17 protein-coding genes and 1 tRNA gene are annotated in these 16,426 nt (G+C 62.7%); 12 read left to right on the top strand and 6 right to left on the bottom strand.

Annotation, left to right across the window (positions count from 1 at the left end):
• Nucleotides 1-10: 10 nt before the first annotated feature.
• The 3 genes from P9217_RS26115 to tkt form a co-directional block, all read right to left on the bottom strand.
• A complete protein-coding gene (locus P9217_RS26115; protein ID WP_067319317.1) occupies nt 11-1,900 on the bottom strand; it encodes a potassium/proton antiporter in 1,890 nt (629 codons plus the stop codon).
• A 168-nt stretch (nt 1,901-2,068) separates the two neighbouring features.
• A complete protein-coding gene (gene gap / locus P9217_RS26110; RefSeq protein ID WP_067002042.1) occupies nt 2,069-3,079 on the bottom strand; it encodes a type I glyceraldehyde-3-phosphate dehydrogenase in 1,011 nt (336 codons plus the stop codon).
• A 207-nt stretch (nt 3,080-3,286) separates the two neighbouring features.
• Nucleotides 3,287-5,278 carry a transketolase gene (gene tkt / locus P9217_RS26105; protein WP_127247171.1) on the bottom strand — a complete coding sequence of 664 codons (1,992 nt, stop codon included), beginning with the start codon at nt 5,276-5,278 and terminating at the stop codon, nt 3,287-3,289.
• Nucleotides 5,279-5,538: 260 nt separating this feature from the next.
• Here tkt and P9217_RS26100 point away from each other — a divergent pair, with 260 nt between their 5' ends.
• From P9217_RS26100 to P9217_RS26090, 3 genes are all read left to right on the top strand, one after another.
• Complete coding sequence (locus P9217_RS26100; protein ID WP_040973690.1) at nt 5,539-5,811, top strand: DUF4164 domain-containing protein; 273 nt, start codon at nt 5,539-5,541, stop codon at nt 5,809-5,811.
• Between the two features lie 4 nt (nt 5,812-5,815).
• Entirely contained in the window at nt 5,816-6,181 is a 366-nt protein-coding gene (locus P9217_RS26095) for a cell division protein ZapA (RefSeq protein ID WP_067002048.1), read from the top strand.
• Nucleotides 6,182-6,371: 190 nt separating this feature from the next.
• Nucleotides 6,372-7,031 carry a peroxiredoxin gene (locus P9217_RS26090; protein WP_067319311.1) on the top strand — a complete coding sequence of 220 codons (660 nt, stop codon included), beginning with the start codon at nt 6,372-6,374 and terminating at the stop codon, nt 7,029-7,031.
• Nucleotides 7,032-7,283: 252 nt separating this feature from the next.
• On the opposite strand, the gene rpoH is transcribed toward P9217_RS26090, so the two are convergent.
• Nucleotides 7,284-8,195: an RNA polymerase sigma factor RpoH gene (gene rpoH / locus P9217_RS26085; protein ID WP_067002056.1), complete on the bottom strand. Its 912-nt coding sequence runs from the start codon at nt 8,193-8,195 to the stop codon at nt 7,284-7,286.
• Nucleotides 8,196-8,405: 210 nt separating this feature from the next.
• Nucleotides 8,406-9,398 carry an RluA family pseudouridine synthase gene (locus P9217_RS26080; RefSeq protein ID WP_278087908.1) on the bottom strand — a complete coding sequence of 331 codons (993 nt, stop codon included), beginning with the start codon at nt 9,396-9,398 and terminating at the stop codon, nt 8,406-8,408.
• A 114-nt stretch (nt 9,399-9,512) separates the two neighbouring features.
• Here P9217_RS26080 and P9217_RS26075 point away from each other — a divergent pair, with 114 nt between their 5' ends.
• The 8 genes from P9217_RS26075 to P9217_RS26040 all read left to right on the top strand — a co-directional run bounded on the left by P9217_RS26075 (nt 9,513) and on the right by P9217_RS26040 (nt 15,442).
• Nucleotides 9,513-9,896, top strand: a complete 384-nt coding sequence (locus P9217_RS26075; RefSeq protein WP_067002059.1) for a fimbrial protein — start codon at nt 9,513-9,515, stop codon at nt 9,894-9,896.
• Nucleotides 9,893-10,306 carry a VOC family protein gene (locus P9217_RS26070; protein ID WP_278087909.1) on the top strand — a complete coding sequence of 138 codons (414 nt, stop codon included), beginning with the start codon at nt 9,893-9,895 and terminating at the stop codon, nt 10,304-10,306. The genes P9217_RS26075 and P9217_RS26070 overlap by 4 nt, the downstream gene beginning before the upstream one ends.
• Before the next feature lie 85 nt (nt 10,307-10,391).
• Nucleotides 10,392-10,466, top strand: a tRNA-Glu gene (locus tag P9217_RS26065).
• Nucleotides 10,467-10,854: 388 nt separating this feature from the next.
• Complete coding sequence (locus P9217_RS26060) at nt 10,855-11,034, top strand: helix-turn-helix domain-containing protein (protein WP_040985174.1); 180 nt, start codon at nt 10,855-10,857, stop codon at nt 11,032-11,034.
• Nucleotides 11,035-11,174: 140 nt separating this feature from the next.
• A complete protein-coding gene (locus tag P9217_RS26055) occupies nt 11,175-11,405 on the top strand; it encodes a hypothetical protein (protein ID WP_278087911.1) in 231 nt (76 codons plus the stop codon).
• Nucleotides 11,406-11,501: 96 nt separating this feature from the next.
• Nucleotides 11,502-14,195, top strand: a complete 2,694-nt coding sequence (locus tag P9217_RS26050; protein ID WP_278087912.1) for an AAA family ATPase — start codon at nt 11,502-11,504, stop codon at nt 14,193-14,195.
• A gap of 531 nt (nt 14,196-14,726) precedes the next feature.
• Entirely contained in the window at nt 14,727-15,104 is a 378-nt protein-coding gene (locus P9217_RS26045) for a hypothetical protein (RefSeq protein ID WP_278087913.1), read from the top strand.
• Nucleotides 15,101-15,442 (top strand): hypothetical protein, encoded by a 342-nt coding sequence (locus tag P9217_RS26040; RefSeq protein WP_278087914.1) that lies wholly within the window; start codon nt 15,101-15,103, stop codon nt 15,440-15,442. The genes P9217_RS26045 and P9217_RS26040 overlap by 4 nt, the downstream gene beginning before the upstream one ends.
• 8 nt (nt 15,443-15,450) lie before the next feature.
• On the opposite strand, the gene P9217_RS26035 is transcribed toward P9217_RS26040, so the two are convergent.
• Complete coding sequence (locus tag P9217_RS26035; RefSeq protein WP_278087915.1) at nt 15,451-15,765, bottom strand: helix-turn-helix domain-containing protein; 315 nt, start codon at nt 15,763-15,765, stop codon at nt 15,451-15,453.
• A 383-nt stretch (nt 15,766-16,148) separates the two neighbouring features.
• On the opposite strand from P9217_RS26035, the gene P9217_RS26030 reads away from it, so the two are divergent.
• Nucleotides 16,149-16,376, top strand: a complete 228-nt coding sequence (locus tag P9217_RS26030; RefSeq protein ID WP_278087916.1) for a hypothetical protein — start codon at nt 16,149-16,151, stop codon at nt 16,374-16,376.
• The last annotated feature ends 50 nt before the right edge of the window (nt 16,377-16,426 follow it).

Here is a 16,426-nt window from a genome sequence, read left to right as displayed (position 1 = left end):
TTGTGTGACGTCAGCTCTCGCTGGCTGATTTTGGCGCTATAGGCTTGGACGTCGTCATTTCGTCCGGCTCGCTTTGAGGAACCTTGCTTGGCGCTGGTTTGCGCCAGCCGCGGATAAAGGCGGCGATGCGGTCGGCGATCTCGCCGGCGCTCAGGAAAACCGGCACGCGCGCCACCGGCGCGGTCGGCTCGAAGGACAGGCCAAGCCCGGTGATCCGGCCCTTCTCGTCGACATCGCGTACGATCAGCTCGATCGGGCCGATCATCACGCGGTCGGCATATTCGGCCTGGCCGCCGAGCCGCTCGGTGACCAGCGCCGCGACGGTGAGCTTCTGTTCGGCCTCGGTGAGGCCGGGCCCATAGGCGGCTTCGAGCTCGGCGGCGGAGCGGGCCGGATCGACGGCAAAGGCGCCAAAGAAGTCGGCATCCTCGGGGTCGACGACGGCGCGGCTGGCGAAGAGCTTGTCGAGCAGGCGCGGATAGCGGTCCGGCACGAAGATGTAGACCTGATCGCCGGCGGCGAGCCGGCCCATGTCCTGGAACCGCATGGAGCGGCCGTCGCGCAGCACCAGCGAAGGCCTCGCCCAGCGCGGGATGCGTTCGCCGCGCGCCACCGGACTACCGGGAGCGACGCGATAGGCGAGCAGCTCGTGGTGAGCCGAGCCCGGCAGCTCGAGCTCGACCTTGTCGAGCGGTCCAAGCCTTGCCGGCACGATGAGGCCGAGACGGCGCGCCAGCGGACCGACGGTCCAGCCCTGCACCACCAGCGAGACCAGCACGATGATGAAGGCGACATTGAAGATGAGGCGACCGTTGGCGAGGCCGCCGAGCAGTGGCGTGATGGCAAGCAGGATCGAAACTGCGCCGCGCAACCCGACCCAGGAGACGAAGGCGACCTCCGGACGTGGCAGGCGGAACGGCATCAGGCAGAGCCAGACGGCCAAGGGCCGCGCCACGAAGATCAGGAACAGGCCGAGCAGGATCGCCGGCAGCAGGATCGCTGGGAATTGCGAGGGCGTGGCAAACAGGCCGAGGATCAAAAACATGATGATCTGCGCCAGCCACGACATGCCGTCCTGGAAGCGCTTCAGGATGGTGACGGCGCGAATGTCGGAATTGCCGGCGACGAGGCCGGCGAGATACACCGCAAGGAAGCCCGAGCCGCCGACGGCGCCGGCCGCGGCGAACACCATCAGCGACAGCGTCAGCACGAAGATCGGCAGCAGGCCATGGTCGAGGTTCAGTCGCTCGACGAGGCGCACGATCGCCAAGCCGCCGAGCACGCCGATGATGGCGCCGAGTCCCATGTTGATGACGAAGCCGATCACCAAACTGGTGGCGAGAACGTTTGCCTCGGGGTTGGCATGCGCGGCGATGATCTCGACCAAAGAGATGGTGAGGAAGATGGCGATCGGATCATTGGTGCCGGATTCAACCTCGAGCGTCGAGCGGACGCGCTCGCGCAAATGGATCTCCCCGGCGCGCAGCAGGAAGAACACCGCCGCTGCGTCGGTCGAAGCGACGGCGGCGCCGAGCAGCGAGGATTCCAGCCAGCTGAGATTGAGGAGGTAGTAGGCGGCGACGCCGAAGATGCCGGTGGTCAGGAGGACGCCGACGGTGGCCAGCGACAGCGCCGGCCCGGCCGCCTGGCGCAAGGCGTTGAGTGGCGTGCCGAAACCGGAATCGAATAGGATAATGGCCAAAGCCAACGAGCCGGCGAAATAAGCCAGCCGCGCATTGTCGAATTCGATGCCAAGGCCGTCGACGCCGGTGGCAAGGCCAATGCAGAGGAAGAGGAGCAGCAGGGGTGCGCCGAAGCGAAAGGCGATCAGGCTCGAAAAGGCGGCGGCGACAACAAGCGCTGTGCCGACCAGCGTCACGAGATAGATCGCATGCTCCATCCGGAATTGCCCCTCAAATCCGCGTCCCTCCCGCTTTACGGCAGAGTGGGGCGAAGACATGACCACTGCAAGGCGGCAGCGTGGCTTTTTTGCCCCATGCCGCTGCGTCGAACGAAAAACGCCCGGCCGAAGCCGGGCGTTTCACACGATCAAAAAGGAAGCCTGAGGTCAGGCGATGGTCTTGCCGAAGGCGACAGCCGTGTCGCCCATGCGGTTCGAGAAGCCCCATTCGTTGTCGTACCAGGAGAGTACCGAGACGAAGTTGCCGTCCATGACCTTGGTCTGGTCGAGCGCCGCGATCGAGGAGTGCGGATCGTGGTTGAAATCGATCGAGACGTTCGGGTGATGGGTGACCGAGAGCACGCCCTTCAGCTTGCCCTTGGAGGCGGCGATCAGCGCTTCGTTGATCTCCTGCGCGGTGGTCGAGCGCTTGGCGATGAATTTGAAATCGACGACCGAGACGTTCGGGGTCGGCACGCGGATGGAGATGCCGTCGAGCTTGCCCTTGAGGTCGGGCAGCACCAGACCGATCGCCTTGGCGGCACCGGTCGAGGTCGGGATCTGCGACAGCGCCGCGGCGCGGGCCCGGTAAAGGTCCTTGTGCATGGTGTCCAGCGTCGGCTGGTCGCCGGTGTAGGAATGGATCGTCGTCATCATGCCCTTCTCGATGCCGACGGTCTCGTGCAGCACGGCGGCAAGCGGGGCCAGGCAGTTGGTGGTGCAGGACGCGTTGGAGATGACGACGTGGTCCTTGGTCAGCTTGTCGTGGTTGATGCCGTAGACGACCGTGAGATCGGCGCCTTCGGCCGGGGCCGAGACGATGACGCGCTTGGCGCCGGCGGTCAGATGCGCGGCAGCCTTGTCGCGCGCGGTGAAGATACCGGTGCATTCAAGCGCGATGTCGATGCCGAGATCTTTCCAGGGCAGCTGGGTCGGATCCTTGATGGCGGTGACCTTGAACTTCTCCTTGCCGACGGAGATCTGGTCGCCGTCGACCGTCACTTCATGCGGGAAGCGGCCATGCACGCTGTCGTAGCGGAGCAGATGCGCGTTGGTCTCTACCGGCCCGAGGTCGTTGACGGCGACGACATCGATGTCCTTGCGGCCGGATTCATGAATGGCGCGCAGGATGTTGCGGCCGATGCGGCCAAATCCGTTGATGGCAACTCTGACGGTCATGTTTCTCTCCCTGGGGACTGGAAAGTGGACGGGTCCGCTGCTTCATAGCGGCGGGCGTGCAAAGAATCCAGCCGCAGAAGCCGGAATTTAAATCGATTAGGTTGGTCCAGTCCGGCGACATCCTTTGAAGGGCTTCGCCGGACGGGGCGTTGCTTTTTGTGCATGCCGCTCGAGATCGCTGCGCGCTTTTGAGCGACATGCGATGGCTCACTTGCCGTGCAGGCGCGCCTCCACGGCCTTCGCCGCGGCCTCGGCGGTGATGCCGAAATGCGGATAGAGCTGCTCGATCGAGCCGGAGGCGCCGAAGCCGGTCATGCCGACGAAGATGCCGTCGATACCGATCAGGTGGTCCCAGCCCTGCCGGATGCCGGCCTCGATAGCAACCTTCACCTTGGCGTTGCCGATGGTCTTCCTGCGATAGTCCTCGTCCTGCTGGTCGAACAGCTCGAAGCAGGGCACCGATACGACGCGGGTCGGATGGCCGTGTTTTTCGAGCAACTCGCGGGCGCCGAGGGCGACCTCGACCTCCGAGCCCGTGGCGAAGATCGTCACGGCCGCCTCGCCGTTTGCCGCGGCAAGCTCATAAGCGCCCGAGGCGCTGAGGTTCTTCTCGCTGTGTTCGCTGCGCACGGTCGGCAGGTTCTGGCGGGTCAGCGCGAGCGTCGAAGGCGTCTTTTCGGACTCCAACGCCAGCTGCCAACATTCCGCCGTCTCGACCGCGTCGGCCGGGCGGAAGACGTTGTGGTTCGGAATGGCGCGCAGTGCGGCCAGATGCTCGACCGGCTGGTGGGTCGGGCCGTCCTCGCCGAGGCCGATCGAGTCATGGGTCATGACGAAGATCGAGCGGATGCCCATCAGCGAGGCAAGGCGCATCGAGGGCCGGGCATAGTCGGAGAAACACAAGAAGGTGCCGCCATAGGCGATCAGGCCGCCATGCAGCGTCAACCCGTTGATGGCCGCCGCCATGCCGTGCTCGCGGATGCCGTAATGAACATAGCGCTGGCCGTAGTCGTCCGGAGTGATGTTCTTGGTCTGGCTGGTCTTGGTGTTGTTGGAGCCGGTGAGGTCGGCCGAGCCGCCGATGGTTTCGGGAACAGCGCCGTTGATCACTTCCAGCGCCATTTCCGAGGACTTACGGGTGGCCACCTTCGGCTTGTCGGCCGAGAGCTTCTTCTTGTACTCGGTGATGACGGCGTCGAAATTGTCCGGCAGCTTGCCGGCGAGGCGGCGCTCGAATTCGCCCTTCAGCTTGGCGTCGGCCTTGGCAAGGCGGCCTTCCCAATCGGCGCGCGCCTTGGCGCCGGCGGTGCCGACGCCGCGCCAGGCGTCGAGGATGTCGGCCGGAATCTCGAAGGGCGGCGATTCCCAGTTGAAGAATTTGCGGGCGCCGGCGATTTCGTCGGCGCCGAGCGGCGAGCCATGCGCCTTGTTGGTGCCGGCCTTAGTCGGGGCGCCGAAGCCGATGGTCGTCTTGCAGGCGACCATCGTCGGCTTGTCGGAATGGCGGGCGGCTTCGATGGCATAGGCGATGGCTTCCGGATCGGTGCCGTCGATGTGGCTGGCGTTCCAGCCGCTGGCCTGGAAGCGGGCGACCTGGTCGGTGTTGTCGGCGAGCGAGACCGGGCCGTCGATCGAGATGTTGTTGTTGTCCCAGAAGACGATCAGCTTGTTGAGCTTGAGATGGCCCGCGAGCGCGATGGCTTCCTGGGAGACGCCTTCCATCAAGCAGCCGTCACCGGCCAGCACATAGGTGTAGTGGTCGACAAGGTCGTTGCCGAAGGCGGCATTCATGATGCGCTCGCCGAGCGCGAAGCCGACCGAGTTGGCGAGGCCCTGGCCGAGCGGACCGGTGGTGGTCTCGATGCCGGCGGCATGGCCGTATTCGGGATGGCCGGCGGTCCTAGATCCGAGTTGGCGGAAATTCTTAATCTGGTCGATCGTCATGTCCTCGTAGCCGGTGAGGTACAGGAGCGAATAGAGCAGCATCGAGCCGTGGCCGGCCGACAGGATGAAACGGTCGCGGTCTGCCCAGTGCGGGGCCTTGGCGTCGAATTTCAGGAAGCGGGTGAACAGCACCGTAGCGATGTCGGCGCAGCCCATGGGCAGGCCGGGGTGGCCGGAATTGGCCTTCTCGACGGCGTCCATGGAAAGAAAACGGATCGCATTGGCCATCCGATCATGTTGTTCACGCGAGGTCATGCTTCCTCCGGAATAGGGGTTGGAGCCTTGGGAGAGCCCGTGGAAAGGGTGCGCGACACATAGCAGGCGCGGCCTTTGAGTCAACAAATCGGTGCTTTTTTGCCGGCCTTGTGCAGGCGCCGGCGACGCTACATTAGCGTTAGCGGGGGACAGTCGCGAGAGCTTTATTGACGCGCGCTTCACCCGGCGCCTAATCTTTCCGAGATAACGCGTTCTGAACGTGAGCGATTCGGTGACGGGCAGGGCATAGGACGAAGGCCATGACCGGGGAAACGACCCTCAAGGAAGTCATCGCCAGGCTCGGCAAAGCCATGGAGGGACTGGAAAACGCCGTGGCGGCGCGGCTCGAGCATGAGCGCGACTATTCCGAAGCCGAGGCCGAGGTGCAGCGCATGAACGCCGACCGCTCGCGGCTGGCGCAGGAGCTCGACAATTCCGAGGCCCGCGCCGAACGGCTGGAAGATGCCAACAAGGAAGTGTCGCGCCGGCTGGTGACCGCCATGGAAACCATTCGCGCGGTACTGGACAGGTAAGCCAATGGCACAGGTCACCGTTTCCATCGACGGCAAGCAGTACCGGATGGCTTGCGACGAGGGCCAGGAAGAGCATCTGATCGACCTCGCCGAGCGCTTCGACCGGTATGTCATGCATTTGAAGGATTCGTTCGGCGAGATCGGCGACCAGCGGCTGACCGTCATGGCCGGCATCATGGTGATGGATGAGCTTTCGGAGCTCAACAAGCGGGTCAAGGGCATGGAGAGCGAGGTGCTGACGCTGCGCAAGACGCGCGACGAGGCGCTGACCAAGGCCGACAAGAGCGACAGCGTGCTGACGACCGCGCTCGCGGCACTTGCGCAGCGCATGGAAGACCTTGCGACGACGCTGGCGGTGAAGAAGGCTTAAGCCGCCAATCTCCTGCGTCCACTATGGAAATTCTGCTGTCTTTTCCAGGAAAAGCAGAAATTTTTCCATCGTTCCGATCACGCTTGCAGACACAAGCCTTTTGAACCGTTCCTTCCGGCGGTATAGAAGCTGACGCGCGCCGCTGGGGTTGGCCCATGCCGGCGCCATGTCACAGGGTAGGGAGCACGCGATGAGCCTTCGTATCAACGATATCGCGCCGGATTTCACGGCCGAGACCACGCAAGGGACGATCAATTTCCATCAATGGATCGGTGACGGCTGGGCAGTGCTCTTCAGCCATCCGAAGAACTTCACGCCGGTTTGCACGACCGAGCTCGGCACGATGGCCGGGCTCGAGGGCGAATTCAAAAAGCGAAACGTCAAGATCATCGGCATTTCCGTCGATCCGGTGTCGAGCCACGACAAATGGCAGGCCGACATCAAGACAGCTACCGGCCAGACGGTGAACTATCCGCTGATCGGCGACAAGGATCTCGCCGTCGCCAAGCTTTACGAGATGCTGCCGGCGGGCGCCGGCGAGAGCTCTGAAGGGCGCACGCCGGCCGACAACGCCACGGTGCGCTCGGTCTACGTCATCGGCCCGGACAAGAAGATCAAGCTGGTGCTGACCTATCCGATGACCACCGGCCGCAACTTCGATGAGATCCTGCGCGTCATCGATTCCATCCAACTGACGGCCAAGCACCAGGTGGCGACGCCGGCAAACTGGAAGCAGGGCGAGGACGTGATCATCACCGCCGCCGTCTCCAACGAGGACGCGATCAAGCGCTTCGGCGCCTACGAGACGGTGTTGCCGTATCTGCGCAAGACCAAGCAGCCTTCAGCGTGAGCTTTCCCCATGCCACGGGGAGAAGGTGCCCGAAAGGCGGATGAGGGGCGGCGCGGCGTTCGGTGATTGCCGCGTCAACGGACGTTGTCCTGACGTGATAAGCTCGTAATCTCGGCGCTGCCCCTTATTGTCCTGGCGGACATTAGGGGCGCGCCACAGCTTTCGCCAATCGCGGGCGTGCAGGTGCCAAAAAGAAACGGCGGCGCCAGATCCCGGCGCCGCCGTTTTGTCTTTGCGTAATGCCTCGAGCTTTTACGCCGCCGGCTGCGCTTCGATGGTGCGCAGCGCCTGGTTTTGACGCTTGGCCGCGGCCTTGACCGCGTCCTGCACCTTCTCGAAGGCGCGCACCTCGATCTGGCGCACGCGCTCGCGGCTGATGTCGAACTCGGCCGACAGCTCTTCCAGCGTCAGCGGCTCTTCGGCCAGACGACGCGCCTCGAAGATGCGCCGCTCGCGGTCGTTGAGCACCGACAGCGCGCCCGACAGCATCGAACGCCGGTTTTCCAGCTCGTCCTGCTCGATCAGCATCTCTTCCTGGCTTTCGTGATCGTCGACCAGCCAGTCCTGCCATTCACCGGACTCACCTTCGCTCGCCCTGATCGGGGCGTTGAGCGAAGCGTCGCCCGACAGGCGACGGTTCATCGACACCACTTCGGCCTCGGAAACGTTGAGACGCGTGGCGATCTCGGCAATCTGGTCGGGCTTGAGGTCGCCGTCGTCGAGCGCCTGGATCCGGCCCTTCACCTTGCGCAGGTTGAAGAACAGGCGCTTCTGGTTGGCGGTGGTGCCCATCTTGACCAGGCTCCACGAGCGCAGGATGTATTCCTGGATCGAGGCCTTGATCCACCACATAGCGTAGGTGGCGAGCCGGAAGCCGCGCTCCGGTTCGAATTTCTTGACAGCCTGCATCAGGCCGACATTGCCTTCCGAGATCACCTCGCCGATCGGCAGGCCGTAGCCGCGATAGCCCATGGCGATCTTGGCGACGAGCCGCAAATGGCTGGTGACGAGCTTGTGCGCGGCCGAAGTGTCCTGATGCTCGGCATAACGCTTGGCGAGCATGTACTCTTCCTGGGGCTGAAGCATCGGAAAGCGACGGATTTCTTCCAGGTAGCGGGCGAGACCGCCTTCACCGGAAACGATACTGGGTAGTGACTGGGCCATGATAGCGCCCCCTCTCTATTGGAGTGATGCCCCCGTAACGCGGCGGGCATGTGACGCGAATGCCAATCGGCTCACTCGCGGCAACAGCTGTATATAGGAACAAAACCAGAAAGGACAGGCATTTGTTCAACACGAAACAGTGTGTCACGCTGAAGTGAACAACGCCAGTCAGGTTTTTTGATGGCTGGTTTGAAGCGTCTTGATGGCGGTTCAGAGCATTCGAAAGCCGCCGACAAGTTCCTCCATGTCCCTCGGCATCGGCGCCTCGAACCGCATCGGTAGATGGGTGGTCGGGTGTCGGAATTCAAGGAGCCAGGCATGGAGCGCCTGTCTGGAAAATGCCTTGACCTCGCCTTTCAGCGGTTCCGGCAGCCGGTTGGCCTTCGTGCGGAAGGCCTGGCCGTACTCCGGATCGCCGACCACCGGATGGCCGATATGCGCCATATGCACCCTGATCTGGTGCGTGCGGCCGGTCTCGAGGCGGCATTCGATCAGACTTGCGGTGGTGAATTCCTTCTGCCGCCCGCCGAAACGCTCGACGACGGTGAAATGGGTAACGGCATGCCGGGCGTCGTCCCGGTCTTCGGGAACCACCGCGCGCCGTACCCGATCGGCGGCGCGGCCGAGCGCGGCCTCGACGGTGCCGGTCGACCGCTGCGGAATGCCCCAGACCAGCGCCAGATAGGCGCGTTCGAGGTCGCCCGTCCGGCCATGATCGGCGAAGGCCTCAGACAGTGCCTTGTGGGCGCGGTCGGTCTTGGCCACCACCATGACGCCGCTGGTTTCCTTGTCCAGCCGGTGGACGATGCCCGGTCGCCTGACGGCGCCGATGCCGGAAAGACTGTCGCCGCAATGATGGATCAGCGCGTTGACCAGTGTGCCGGTCCAGTTGCCGGCGCCGGGATGCACAACCAGCCCCGCCGGCTTGTTGACGACGATCAGCTCGTCGTCCTCGTAAAGGATGTCGAGAGGAATGGCCTCGCCTTGTGGCTCGGCAGGCTCCGGCTCCGGCATGATGACCGCGACACGCTCGCCCGGCGCCATCTTGCGCTTTGCCTCCTCGACCGGCTTGCCGGCGATCGTAACCGCACCCTGCTTGATGAGGGCCTGCACGCGGCTGCGTGAGATCTCCGGGCCGAGCTGGGCGGTGAGCCACTGGTCGAGGCGCTTGCCTGCGGCATCGGCGCCGGCTTCCAGCTCCACCGCTCCATCCAACTCATCGCCCGGCAATTCATCCTGTCTCAAAATCGGGGCCCTATCAAAATCGAGGTCTCTTCGCTATGAGCGCTCATCGAAACCGTTGCGGATTGTTTAGTCATGGCCCGGCCGATCGCCGAAGAAGATGAGGAGAAGCCGCTCGACCCTGCGGCCGAAAAAGTGCGCCGGAAGCTCATCCGCTTCATGATCGTCAATCTCGGTCTTCTGTTCCTCGCCCTTATGGTGGTGATCGGAGCCCTTGTCTACAAAGCCCGCAATGCGCCCGGCGCCGGATCGGTGCATGCCGGCGATGTCCAGGCTCCGGCCGGCGCGCCCCTCTCCGGCGATATCGTGCTGCCGGTCGGCGCCAAGGTCGTCAGCCAGGCACTGTCCGGCAACCGCCTGTCGATCGATGCCGAGCTCGCCGACGGCAGCCGTTCCATCTTTCTCTACGACATTGCCGAGCGCCGCGTGATCGGCCAGTTCGCGATTCGCAACAAATGAGCGGCTTTGCCGATAACCGCAGCATTGCGACCGTGGCGCTCGTCGTCGAAAACTATGACGAGGCGATAGCCTGGTATGTCGAGCGGCTTGGCTTTGTGTTGAGCGAGGACGTCGACTTCGGCGGCGGCAAGCGCTGGGTGACGGTCACGCCGGCAAACAGGCAGGGCGCGCGGCTGCTCTTGGCGGCAGCCTCCGGCGAGAGGCAGGCAAGCCGCATCGGTGACCAGACCGGCGGCCGGGTGTTTCTTTTTCTCGAAACGGACGACTTCGCCCGCGACCAACAGGCGATGCTTGGCAGGGGCGTCGAATTCCGCGAGGCGCCGCGCTTCGAGCCCTATGGCACGGTGGCGGTGTTTGCCGATCTCTACGGCAATCTCTGGGATCTGATCGAGCCGAAACGGCAGGGTTGACGAGGGCAGTCCGCAAAGTCCGCGAACAGTCCGAAACCCCAGTTGCTTTTTTCCGGCCTTCATCCTATGTAGCCGGTTCTTGAGCGCGCCCATCGTCTAGCGGTCAGGACACCGCCCTCTCACGGCGGGAACAGGGGTTCGATTCCCCTTGGGCGTACCAAGTTTTTCAAGCCTTCTGCACACCTCCACGCGTTTTCGTTGCTGATTTCGTTGCAACGGGCCGGCTGAATCATCGACTGATCGGTCGAATCGCCGAGATCGCGTTTGCCGCAGGCCTGCCGCCAATCCATAGGGCAAGCCCGAGGGCCCTAGGGGCTGGTCGTCGGTAAATTTTTTGCTTGGACTGGATCGCCTGACGACTGGCCATAAGCGCCTGAATTTGAACGGATATTTTGTGTCATACATAAAATGTATTACATAATTCGATTTCTGTATGACAGAATTACTTCTTGTACAGAGTATTGTTCCGGCTGTCATGGCGGTGTAATTTTAGGCATCGTTATCGTTTGCTGGAGATTACAGTGCGAACCAAGCATGCTCCCGTGCCAATGTCATCGGCTGGCGCCATGACGGTGGATGAAACCGCCGACTATCTGCGTGTGTGTCGGTCGACGGTTTACGCCCTATTCCGATCAGGGGATCTCATTCCGGCAAAGGTCCGCGGGCGGACCCTTGTGCGCCGCGTCGACGCCGAAGCCTTTCTTGATCGCTGCGTCGGTGCCGCTTGACGGCCGCGTCTCAGTCGCGCCGCGAGCGCCGTCGCCACACCCGCGGCCGGATCGTCTTCTCCGATCGCCCGTGGGTCTTCTGCGACTTGCGGCCGTTGACCGTTGGGGAACTTCTTCCAGGCGAGGCGATGGTTCCAGGCATGCAGATGCTGGTGGCCAGAGGTGCCAACGAATGCGGCCAGCCAGGAGAAATGTTCTTTGAGATCGCCTTGCCACTGCCGCCGGAAAGGCGCGCCAACACAGGCCCGAACGTTCGTGCAGCGCTCGAGACCCTGCGGCGGTCCCCCAACTTCAAGCGGATGATGGAAAACTACCACTGGTTCACGCCCAAGGCCGGCGAGCCAGGCCATAACCACTCGCCAATTGGGTAAGCCGCACTCCTATCTGACGACCAATCGACCTCGGGGAAGGGAAAACAGAAACGCCGGCTGCGTCTTGTACACGCATGCCGGCGAGAAGGTCAGATAATGGATACTGGTAATATACTACCGCAAAGCGACGATGACAAGTTCCGGCAGTTTTTGGCGTCGATCAAGTCTGCGGAGCCGGCGGATCCTTCATCCGCTTCGGTCGCAGGAACGAAGTCGGGCGACGTCCCTGGCGCGCCACATGTCATCGATCGATTAGTGGCTGGTGGCTATCTGCCATTCCTGCGGCCGTGCGCGCCTCCGGGTGTGCCTCGCATGCGACGGGACAAGGTTACGGGCGCGCTGGTCGAGAGCATTTCTGACGGCAAGGCGCCGTCCTCTTTCAGGGACGGCCGATGGGGCGGCATGAAAGGTTGGCCAACCTTCGTTCCGGCGCCAGAAGACGTCGAGCAGTGGCGCCGGTGGCCGAATCCGAACTGGTGCTTAGTTTCCGGCGAAATCGGTGTCTTTGACATCGACGTTAAGGTTTCGCCGACGGACGCGGGACCGGCTGCCGATCGGGCCAGGCGTCTAGTGGAAGCGACGAAGGCGGCGATCGGCCAAGATCTCGGTCTACCGCCTGGCGAATTGCCGCTTCGCTGGCGCGACAACTCCACGAGTTGCGCAATTATCATCCGGCTTGCCGAACCGTGCGGAAAGCGGGTGCTGCGCTTCATTGGCCCGGAAGGTGAGGATCACGCCATTGAGTTTCTTGGGCGCGGCCAACAGGTCGTCGTGGCCGGCAGGCATGCGTCGGGCGCAGAGATTCATAGTTCCCTGCTCGACACCGCTTTCAACGATCTGCCGGCGATCACCCCCGACAAGCTCAACGAGATAATTGCTGCCATTTCGACTGCGGCCCTTAGCATTGGCTACACGCACAAGAGCTCACTGGCGAAACCCGGCCGCGACGACAAGCCACCCTACAGCCCATACGTGGCTGTTCTGCGGGCGATCATGTCGCGTAGGGCTAAATGGGTGTCTGACGTCATCCCCGTCGTTCCTGGCGACCACGCGGAGTGGCGCGTTTCCAGCGTCGAGCTCGATCGCGATCTCGAGGAAGACCTGTCCGTCTATCTCAACGGGATTTACGATCACGCCACCAGGCGCGACCATACGCCAGCGTCCTTGATCGTGGAATTCGGTGCGATAGACGCCGGCGGCGAGATCACCTTTGGTGGGGCGCCTATCTACGAGCCCGACGGCGCCGAGCAGTTTGCTGTCGTCGGTGAGGCCGACCGATCGGTGCGTCGCCCGACCGAAGCGCAGGCATTGACTTGGCTCTGCCGCCGGCTTGCCGGCGATCACGTGACGGCGTTCCTTGAAGGTGCGACCTGGGCAACGTCCCTGCCGGGCATCGCCCGCGCCGTCGGTTTGCAATGGGAGGCACTGGAAGCCGTGCGCTGGTTCCAGTTCCCCGAAGGCGACGAGCCGGAAACCTGGCGCCCCGACAGACTGACCAAGAACGCAGACACGCTGGTGGCGTTGCGCGCGGTGGACCCGGGGAGATTCGCCCGCGTCGAAGCTGCGAAGCAACCTGAGGCCGTGGACCTGCAAAAGATCGCCGACGAGAGGCAAGCCACTGTCGCGGCGCTACCGCCTCCAGCAGAAGCATCCGCCTCCGGTTCAATCTCGTGGATCGACCCGACAGCTTGGGCAGGGAAGCCGATCCGGAAACGAGAATGGGAGGTGGAAGGGTGGATCCCGCGGAACGAAGTCACGTTGCTTTACGGCGATGGTGGTGTCGGCAAGACTCTGCTAATTCACCAATACGCGACGTGTGCCGCCACCGGAAAACCGTTCCTTGCGCAGGAGACGAGACCGGCGCGTGTGATGGCGTTCTTCTGCGAAGATTCCGAAGATGAGCTTCACCGGCGCCAGGCCGACATCAACGGCATGTTGCACGTCGATTATGCCGACTTGGGCAACCTCCGGATTTCCACGCGAAAACACGACGATAATGCTCTCGGGGTGTGGGACAAGACGACGGGAACAACAAAGCTCACGCCGGCATGGCATCGTCTGCGGGCCGATGCAGTCGCTTGGGGCGCGGACGTCGTGATCGTCGACACGTTGTCAGATGTTTATGTCGGTGACGAGATCGCACGCGCCCAGGTGAATTCGTTCGTCAAAACCTGCTTGGGGCGGCTCGCCAGCGAGATCGGCGGCAGCGTCATCGCACTTGGCCACCCTTCAGTCTCGGGGAAGACCAGCGGCACGGGCACGTCGGGATCGACGCAATGGAGCAATGCGGTCCGCTCGCGGCTCTATCTCAGGTACCCGGACAAAACCGAGCGCGGAAAGATCCGAGAACTCGAGACGATGAAGCTCAACTACGGGGCCAAAGGTTCGGTCCTGAAAATCAAATGGGACCGCGGTGCGTTCGATGTCGTGGCGGGGATGTCGACCGCCGATCGGCCGGCCGGCTTCCCGGCATCGGACATTCCCGATATCGCCGATGCTGTTGAAGCGGCTGTCGCCGCAGCAATCAACGAGTGTTCGGGCGTCGTTCTCTCGCCGGGAAAGACCAGCCCCTACTACGGCCCCAGGGTCTTGAAGTTGCGTTCCCCGGATTTGCTCCAGGCGTTTAATGCGGCCGAAATCGAAGCTGCTTTCGCCCGCATGGAGCGCAACGGGGCCATCCGTCATCAAGAGATCGGGCGAGATGGCTCGCGGCGGGCGATCAAAGGCTACGTCCTCGTCCCCGACAAATTGTCTGCCGGCCGCCCCGAACCGTCCAACAGTTTCGACTGAGAACAGGATTAAGACCTTGCGCAAACATCAACCCCCTGCAGCAAGCTACCCGGCGCGTGCAGCAAGCTACCCTGTTAAGTGCTTGATTTCATTGATGCGCAAACTGCCGCAAGCCTTTTTTGCGCAATCTGCCGCAAACTGCTGCAAGGTCCTTGGCGGCCAAGGCTGCGCAAACTGCGCAAACTTGGTGCGCAAACTTCACCCCTACGGGGGAGAGCGCGCTTTGCGCAGGCGCCTCCCCACGCCCGGATTGGGCACGCCCAAGCTGGAGCAGACTGGAAAAGCCGCGGCTGCGTCGATAACTCACGGGCGCCTTTCACAGGTGTGGTGGTGAGACGCGCCGGCACGCCCAGGCGCATGGGCGGGTGGCGCGGCAGCCCCGCGCAGATCGCGATCGGTCGCGCCGCGATTCGAGCTTGGAATGCAAAGCGGCACCTAGCACCGAAATGCGGCGCGAAGGCCAAAAGCCACGGCGGCCCATGTCGACAAATCGCCATGGCGAACGGGCGCTGTTGGGTCCATGGCGGCCGGGTGCCTTCAGGCGATGGGTACCATAAGCCGGTTTGGCCGAACCGCGATGCGCCGGACGCCGAGGCGAAGCTGAACCGCAAATTGAACGACCTTCAGCGCGCCGCGGCGAAGCGGGCAAAGCGCCTGGCCGCCATGACGCCGGATGAGCGCGCGGCCTACGAGGCATGGCAGCGGTCGCACAAGCCAGGATCGGCTACGGCTCGAGCTAGGGAACGGCGAGAGCGCCAGGAGGCGAAACAGGTGCGCGAGATCCTGTCAGCGCGGCCGGCGCCGGTATCAAACCCTGAAGTCGACGAATTGGATCGATTGCTCGCCGAGCGCAAGGCGGAGCTCGCCCGCGCCAGTACCGACACCGACGATCGAGGAGCTTTTGGATGAGCACTGGAAAGAAGGACGAAACACCGGAGGCGTTGTTTGAACGCGTCTCACTCCGGCTCCGGACGGTCGGGCTAGAGAGCGCGGTTGAGGCGTTGATTGCGGTCTGCACAGACAAGGGGTCGCCGATGCCCGCACGCGCGACGGCCGGTGTTGCACTGCTGAGGGCGAATGGCATGCTCGTGGACAAGGCCGACGGCGGCAAGAAAGCCAAAGCTCCGCACGAAATGACCGGCGACGAGCTCCAGGCGGAAATCGATCGGCTGAAACGCTCGGCGCGACAGGTTCAGGCCGGAACCGCGGAAGTCGGCGATAACGGAGCCGAAGGTGCGTTTGAGTAGCTCACCGCCTACTTTTTGATCTTGGCCCGGTCCTGTTTATCGCGTTGGAAGTTCTGTCTCGCCAGCCAAACGCGGCGCGCGAGTGCAGCCGGACTTTCGGGCGGCCGAACTGGCTTGATGGCAACCGGCTTGGCTGCAGCGGGTCCACTCTGCCGCTTAATTCGACTGAGATATTCCCCAAGGTCGGCTTCATCGATCAGTACCGGGCGGCCTGGGATGTAGGCGAGCGCGCCTATTTTTCGAAGCCGCTTCACTTTCTGCTCGGAACAGCGAAGGCGCTCTGCAACTTCTTTCTGGGTTAAAAGATCGACTGGTTTTGACATCCCTCGCCTCGCGCACAGCATTTGAGAACGATGCTGCCAATTTGCCAGTGAGTCAACACAACGCATAAGAACAAAATCGCATAATCAAGTTGATCGTTTGTAGATTTGTCGTATTGGCAAAATCAACTCTATCAACTTCGCTAGAGAAAATTACGAATATTAGAATTAACCTTGACTTCAATGCAGAATAGCGGTTAGCTGATTTTGGGTCTAGAAAACCCGTGATGCAGGCGGTTTGGGAGCATCCGTTAGGCTCTTTCCGCTCCGAAATGAAGGTCCAGGGTGAGCACGCGCATGTCCAAGGCGCGAGCCCAAAGGCGTGTTCGACCGTTCTGCACGGTTTTCTAGCCCTGGATCGCGGACGCCCTAGAAAGGCTATGCAGATGACAAACGTAATCTCCTTCGCCACCAGGAAGCCCGTCAGCGGACCTGATGAACCGATGCCGGAAGCCATTTTCGGAATCCTGGCTTGGGATGATCCTATCATGCGCAACTTCTACCGCGAGTTGGGCAGGATCCACGTCGACGGCTTAGTGCCGATCGAAATTGCCGAGAAGATGAAGGTAATGTGCGACGAGTGGAACGCCAACCGGGTTGCGTCATCCGGCTGAAGCAGCGCCGGAAGATCGCAAAAAGCGAAAGGGCGCCGGCGGCGCCCTTT

Source organism: Mesorhizobium sp. WSM4989, from assembly GCF_029625795.1.
Lineage (GTDB): Bacteria > Pseudomonadota > Alphaproteobacteria > Rhizobiales > Rhizobiaceae > Mesorhizobium.
Note: the sequence above shows the minus strand (reverse complement) of the source record. Positions and strands in the feature narration are given on the sequence as shown.

What these genes read in the sequence shown, in the direction of transcription:
- P9217_RS26030 (WP_278087916.1), top strand. Translation starts at nt 16,149, where the DNA reads ATGACAAACGTAATCTCCTTCGCCACCAGGAAGCCCGTCAGCGGACCT.
- P9217_RS26060 (WP_040985174.1), top strand. Translation starts at nt 10,855, where the DNA reads ATGTCATCGGCTGGCGCCATGACGGTGGATGAAACCGCCGACTATCTG.
- tkt (WP_127247171.1), bottom strand. Translation starts at nt 5,278, where the DNA reads ATGACCTCGCGTGAACAACATGATCGGATGGCCAATGCGATCCGTTTT.
- P9217_RS26035 (WP_278087915.1), bottom strand. Translation starts at nt 15,765, where the DNA reads ATGTCAAAACCAGTCGATCTTTTAACCCAGAAAGAAGTTGCAGAGCGC.
- P9217_RS26095 (WP_067002048.1), top strand. Translation starts at nt 5,816, where the DNA reads ATGGCACAGGTCACCGTTTCCATCGACGGCAAGCAGTACCGGATGGCT.
- P9217_RS26050 (WP_278087912.1), top strand. Translation starts at nt 11,502, where the DNA reads ATGGATACTGGTAATATACTACCGCAAAGCGACGATGACAAGTTCCGG.
- P9217_RS26040 (WP_278087914.1), top strand. Translation starts at nt 15,101, where the DNA reads ATGAGCACTGGAAAGAAGGACGAAACACCGGAGGCGTTGTTTGAACGC.
- P9217_RS26075 (WP_067002059.1), top strand. Translation starts at nt 9,513, where the DNA reads ATGGCCCGGCCGATCGCCGAAGAAGATGAGGAGAAGCCGCTCGACCCT.
- gap (WP_067002042.1), bottom strand. Translation starts at nt 3,079, where the DNA reads ATGACCGTCAGAGTTGCCATCAACGGATTTGGCCGCATCGGCCGCAAC.
- P9217_RS26115 (WP_067319317.1), bottom strand. Translation starts at nt 1,900, where the DNA reads ATGGAGCATGCGATCTATCTCGTGACGCTGGTCGGCACAGCGCTTGTT.
- P9217_RS26070 (WP_278087909.1), top strand. Translation starts at nt 9,893, where the DNA reads ATGAGCGGCTTTGCCGATAACCGCAGCATTGCGACCGTGGCGCTCGTC.
- rpoH (WP_067002056.1), bottom strand. Translation starts at nt 8,195, where the DNA reads ATGGCCCAGTCACTACCCAGTATCGTTTCCGGTGAAGGCGGTCTCGCC.
- P9217_RS26055 (WP_278087911.1), top strand. Translation starts at nt 11,175, where the DNA reads ATGCAGATGCTGGTGGCCAGAGGTGCCAACGAATGCGGCCAGCCAGGA.
- P9217_RS26100 (WP_040973690.1), top strand. Translation starts at nt 5,539, where the DNA reads ATGACCGGGGAAACGACCCTCAAGGAAGTCATCGCCAGGCTCGGCAAA.
- P9217_RS26090 (WP_067319311.1), top strand. Translation starts at nt 6,372, where the DNA reads ATGAGCCTTCGTATCAACGATATCGCGCCGGATTTCACGGCCGAGACC.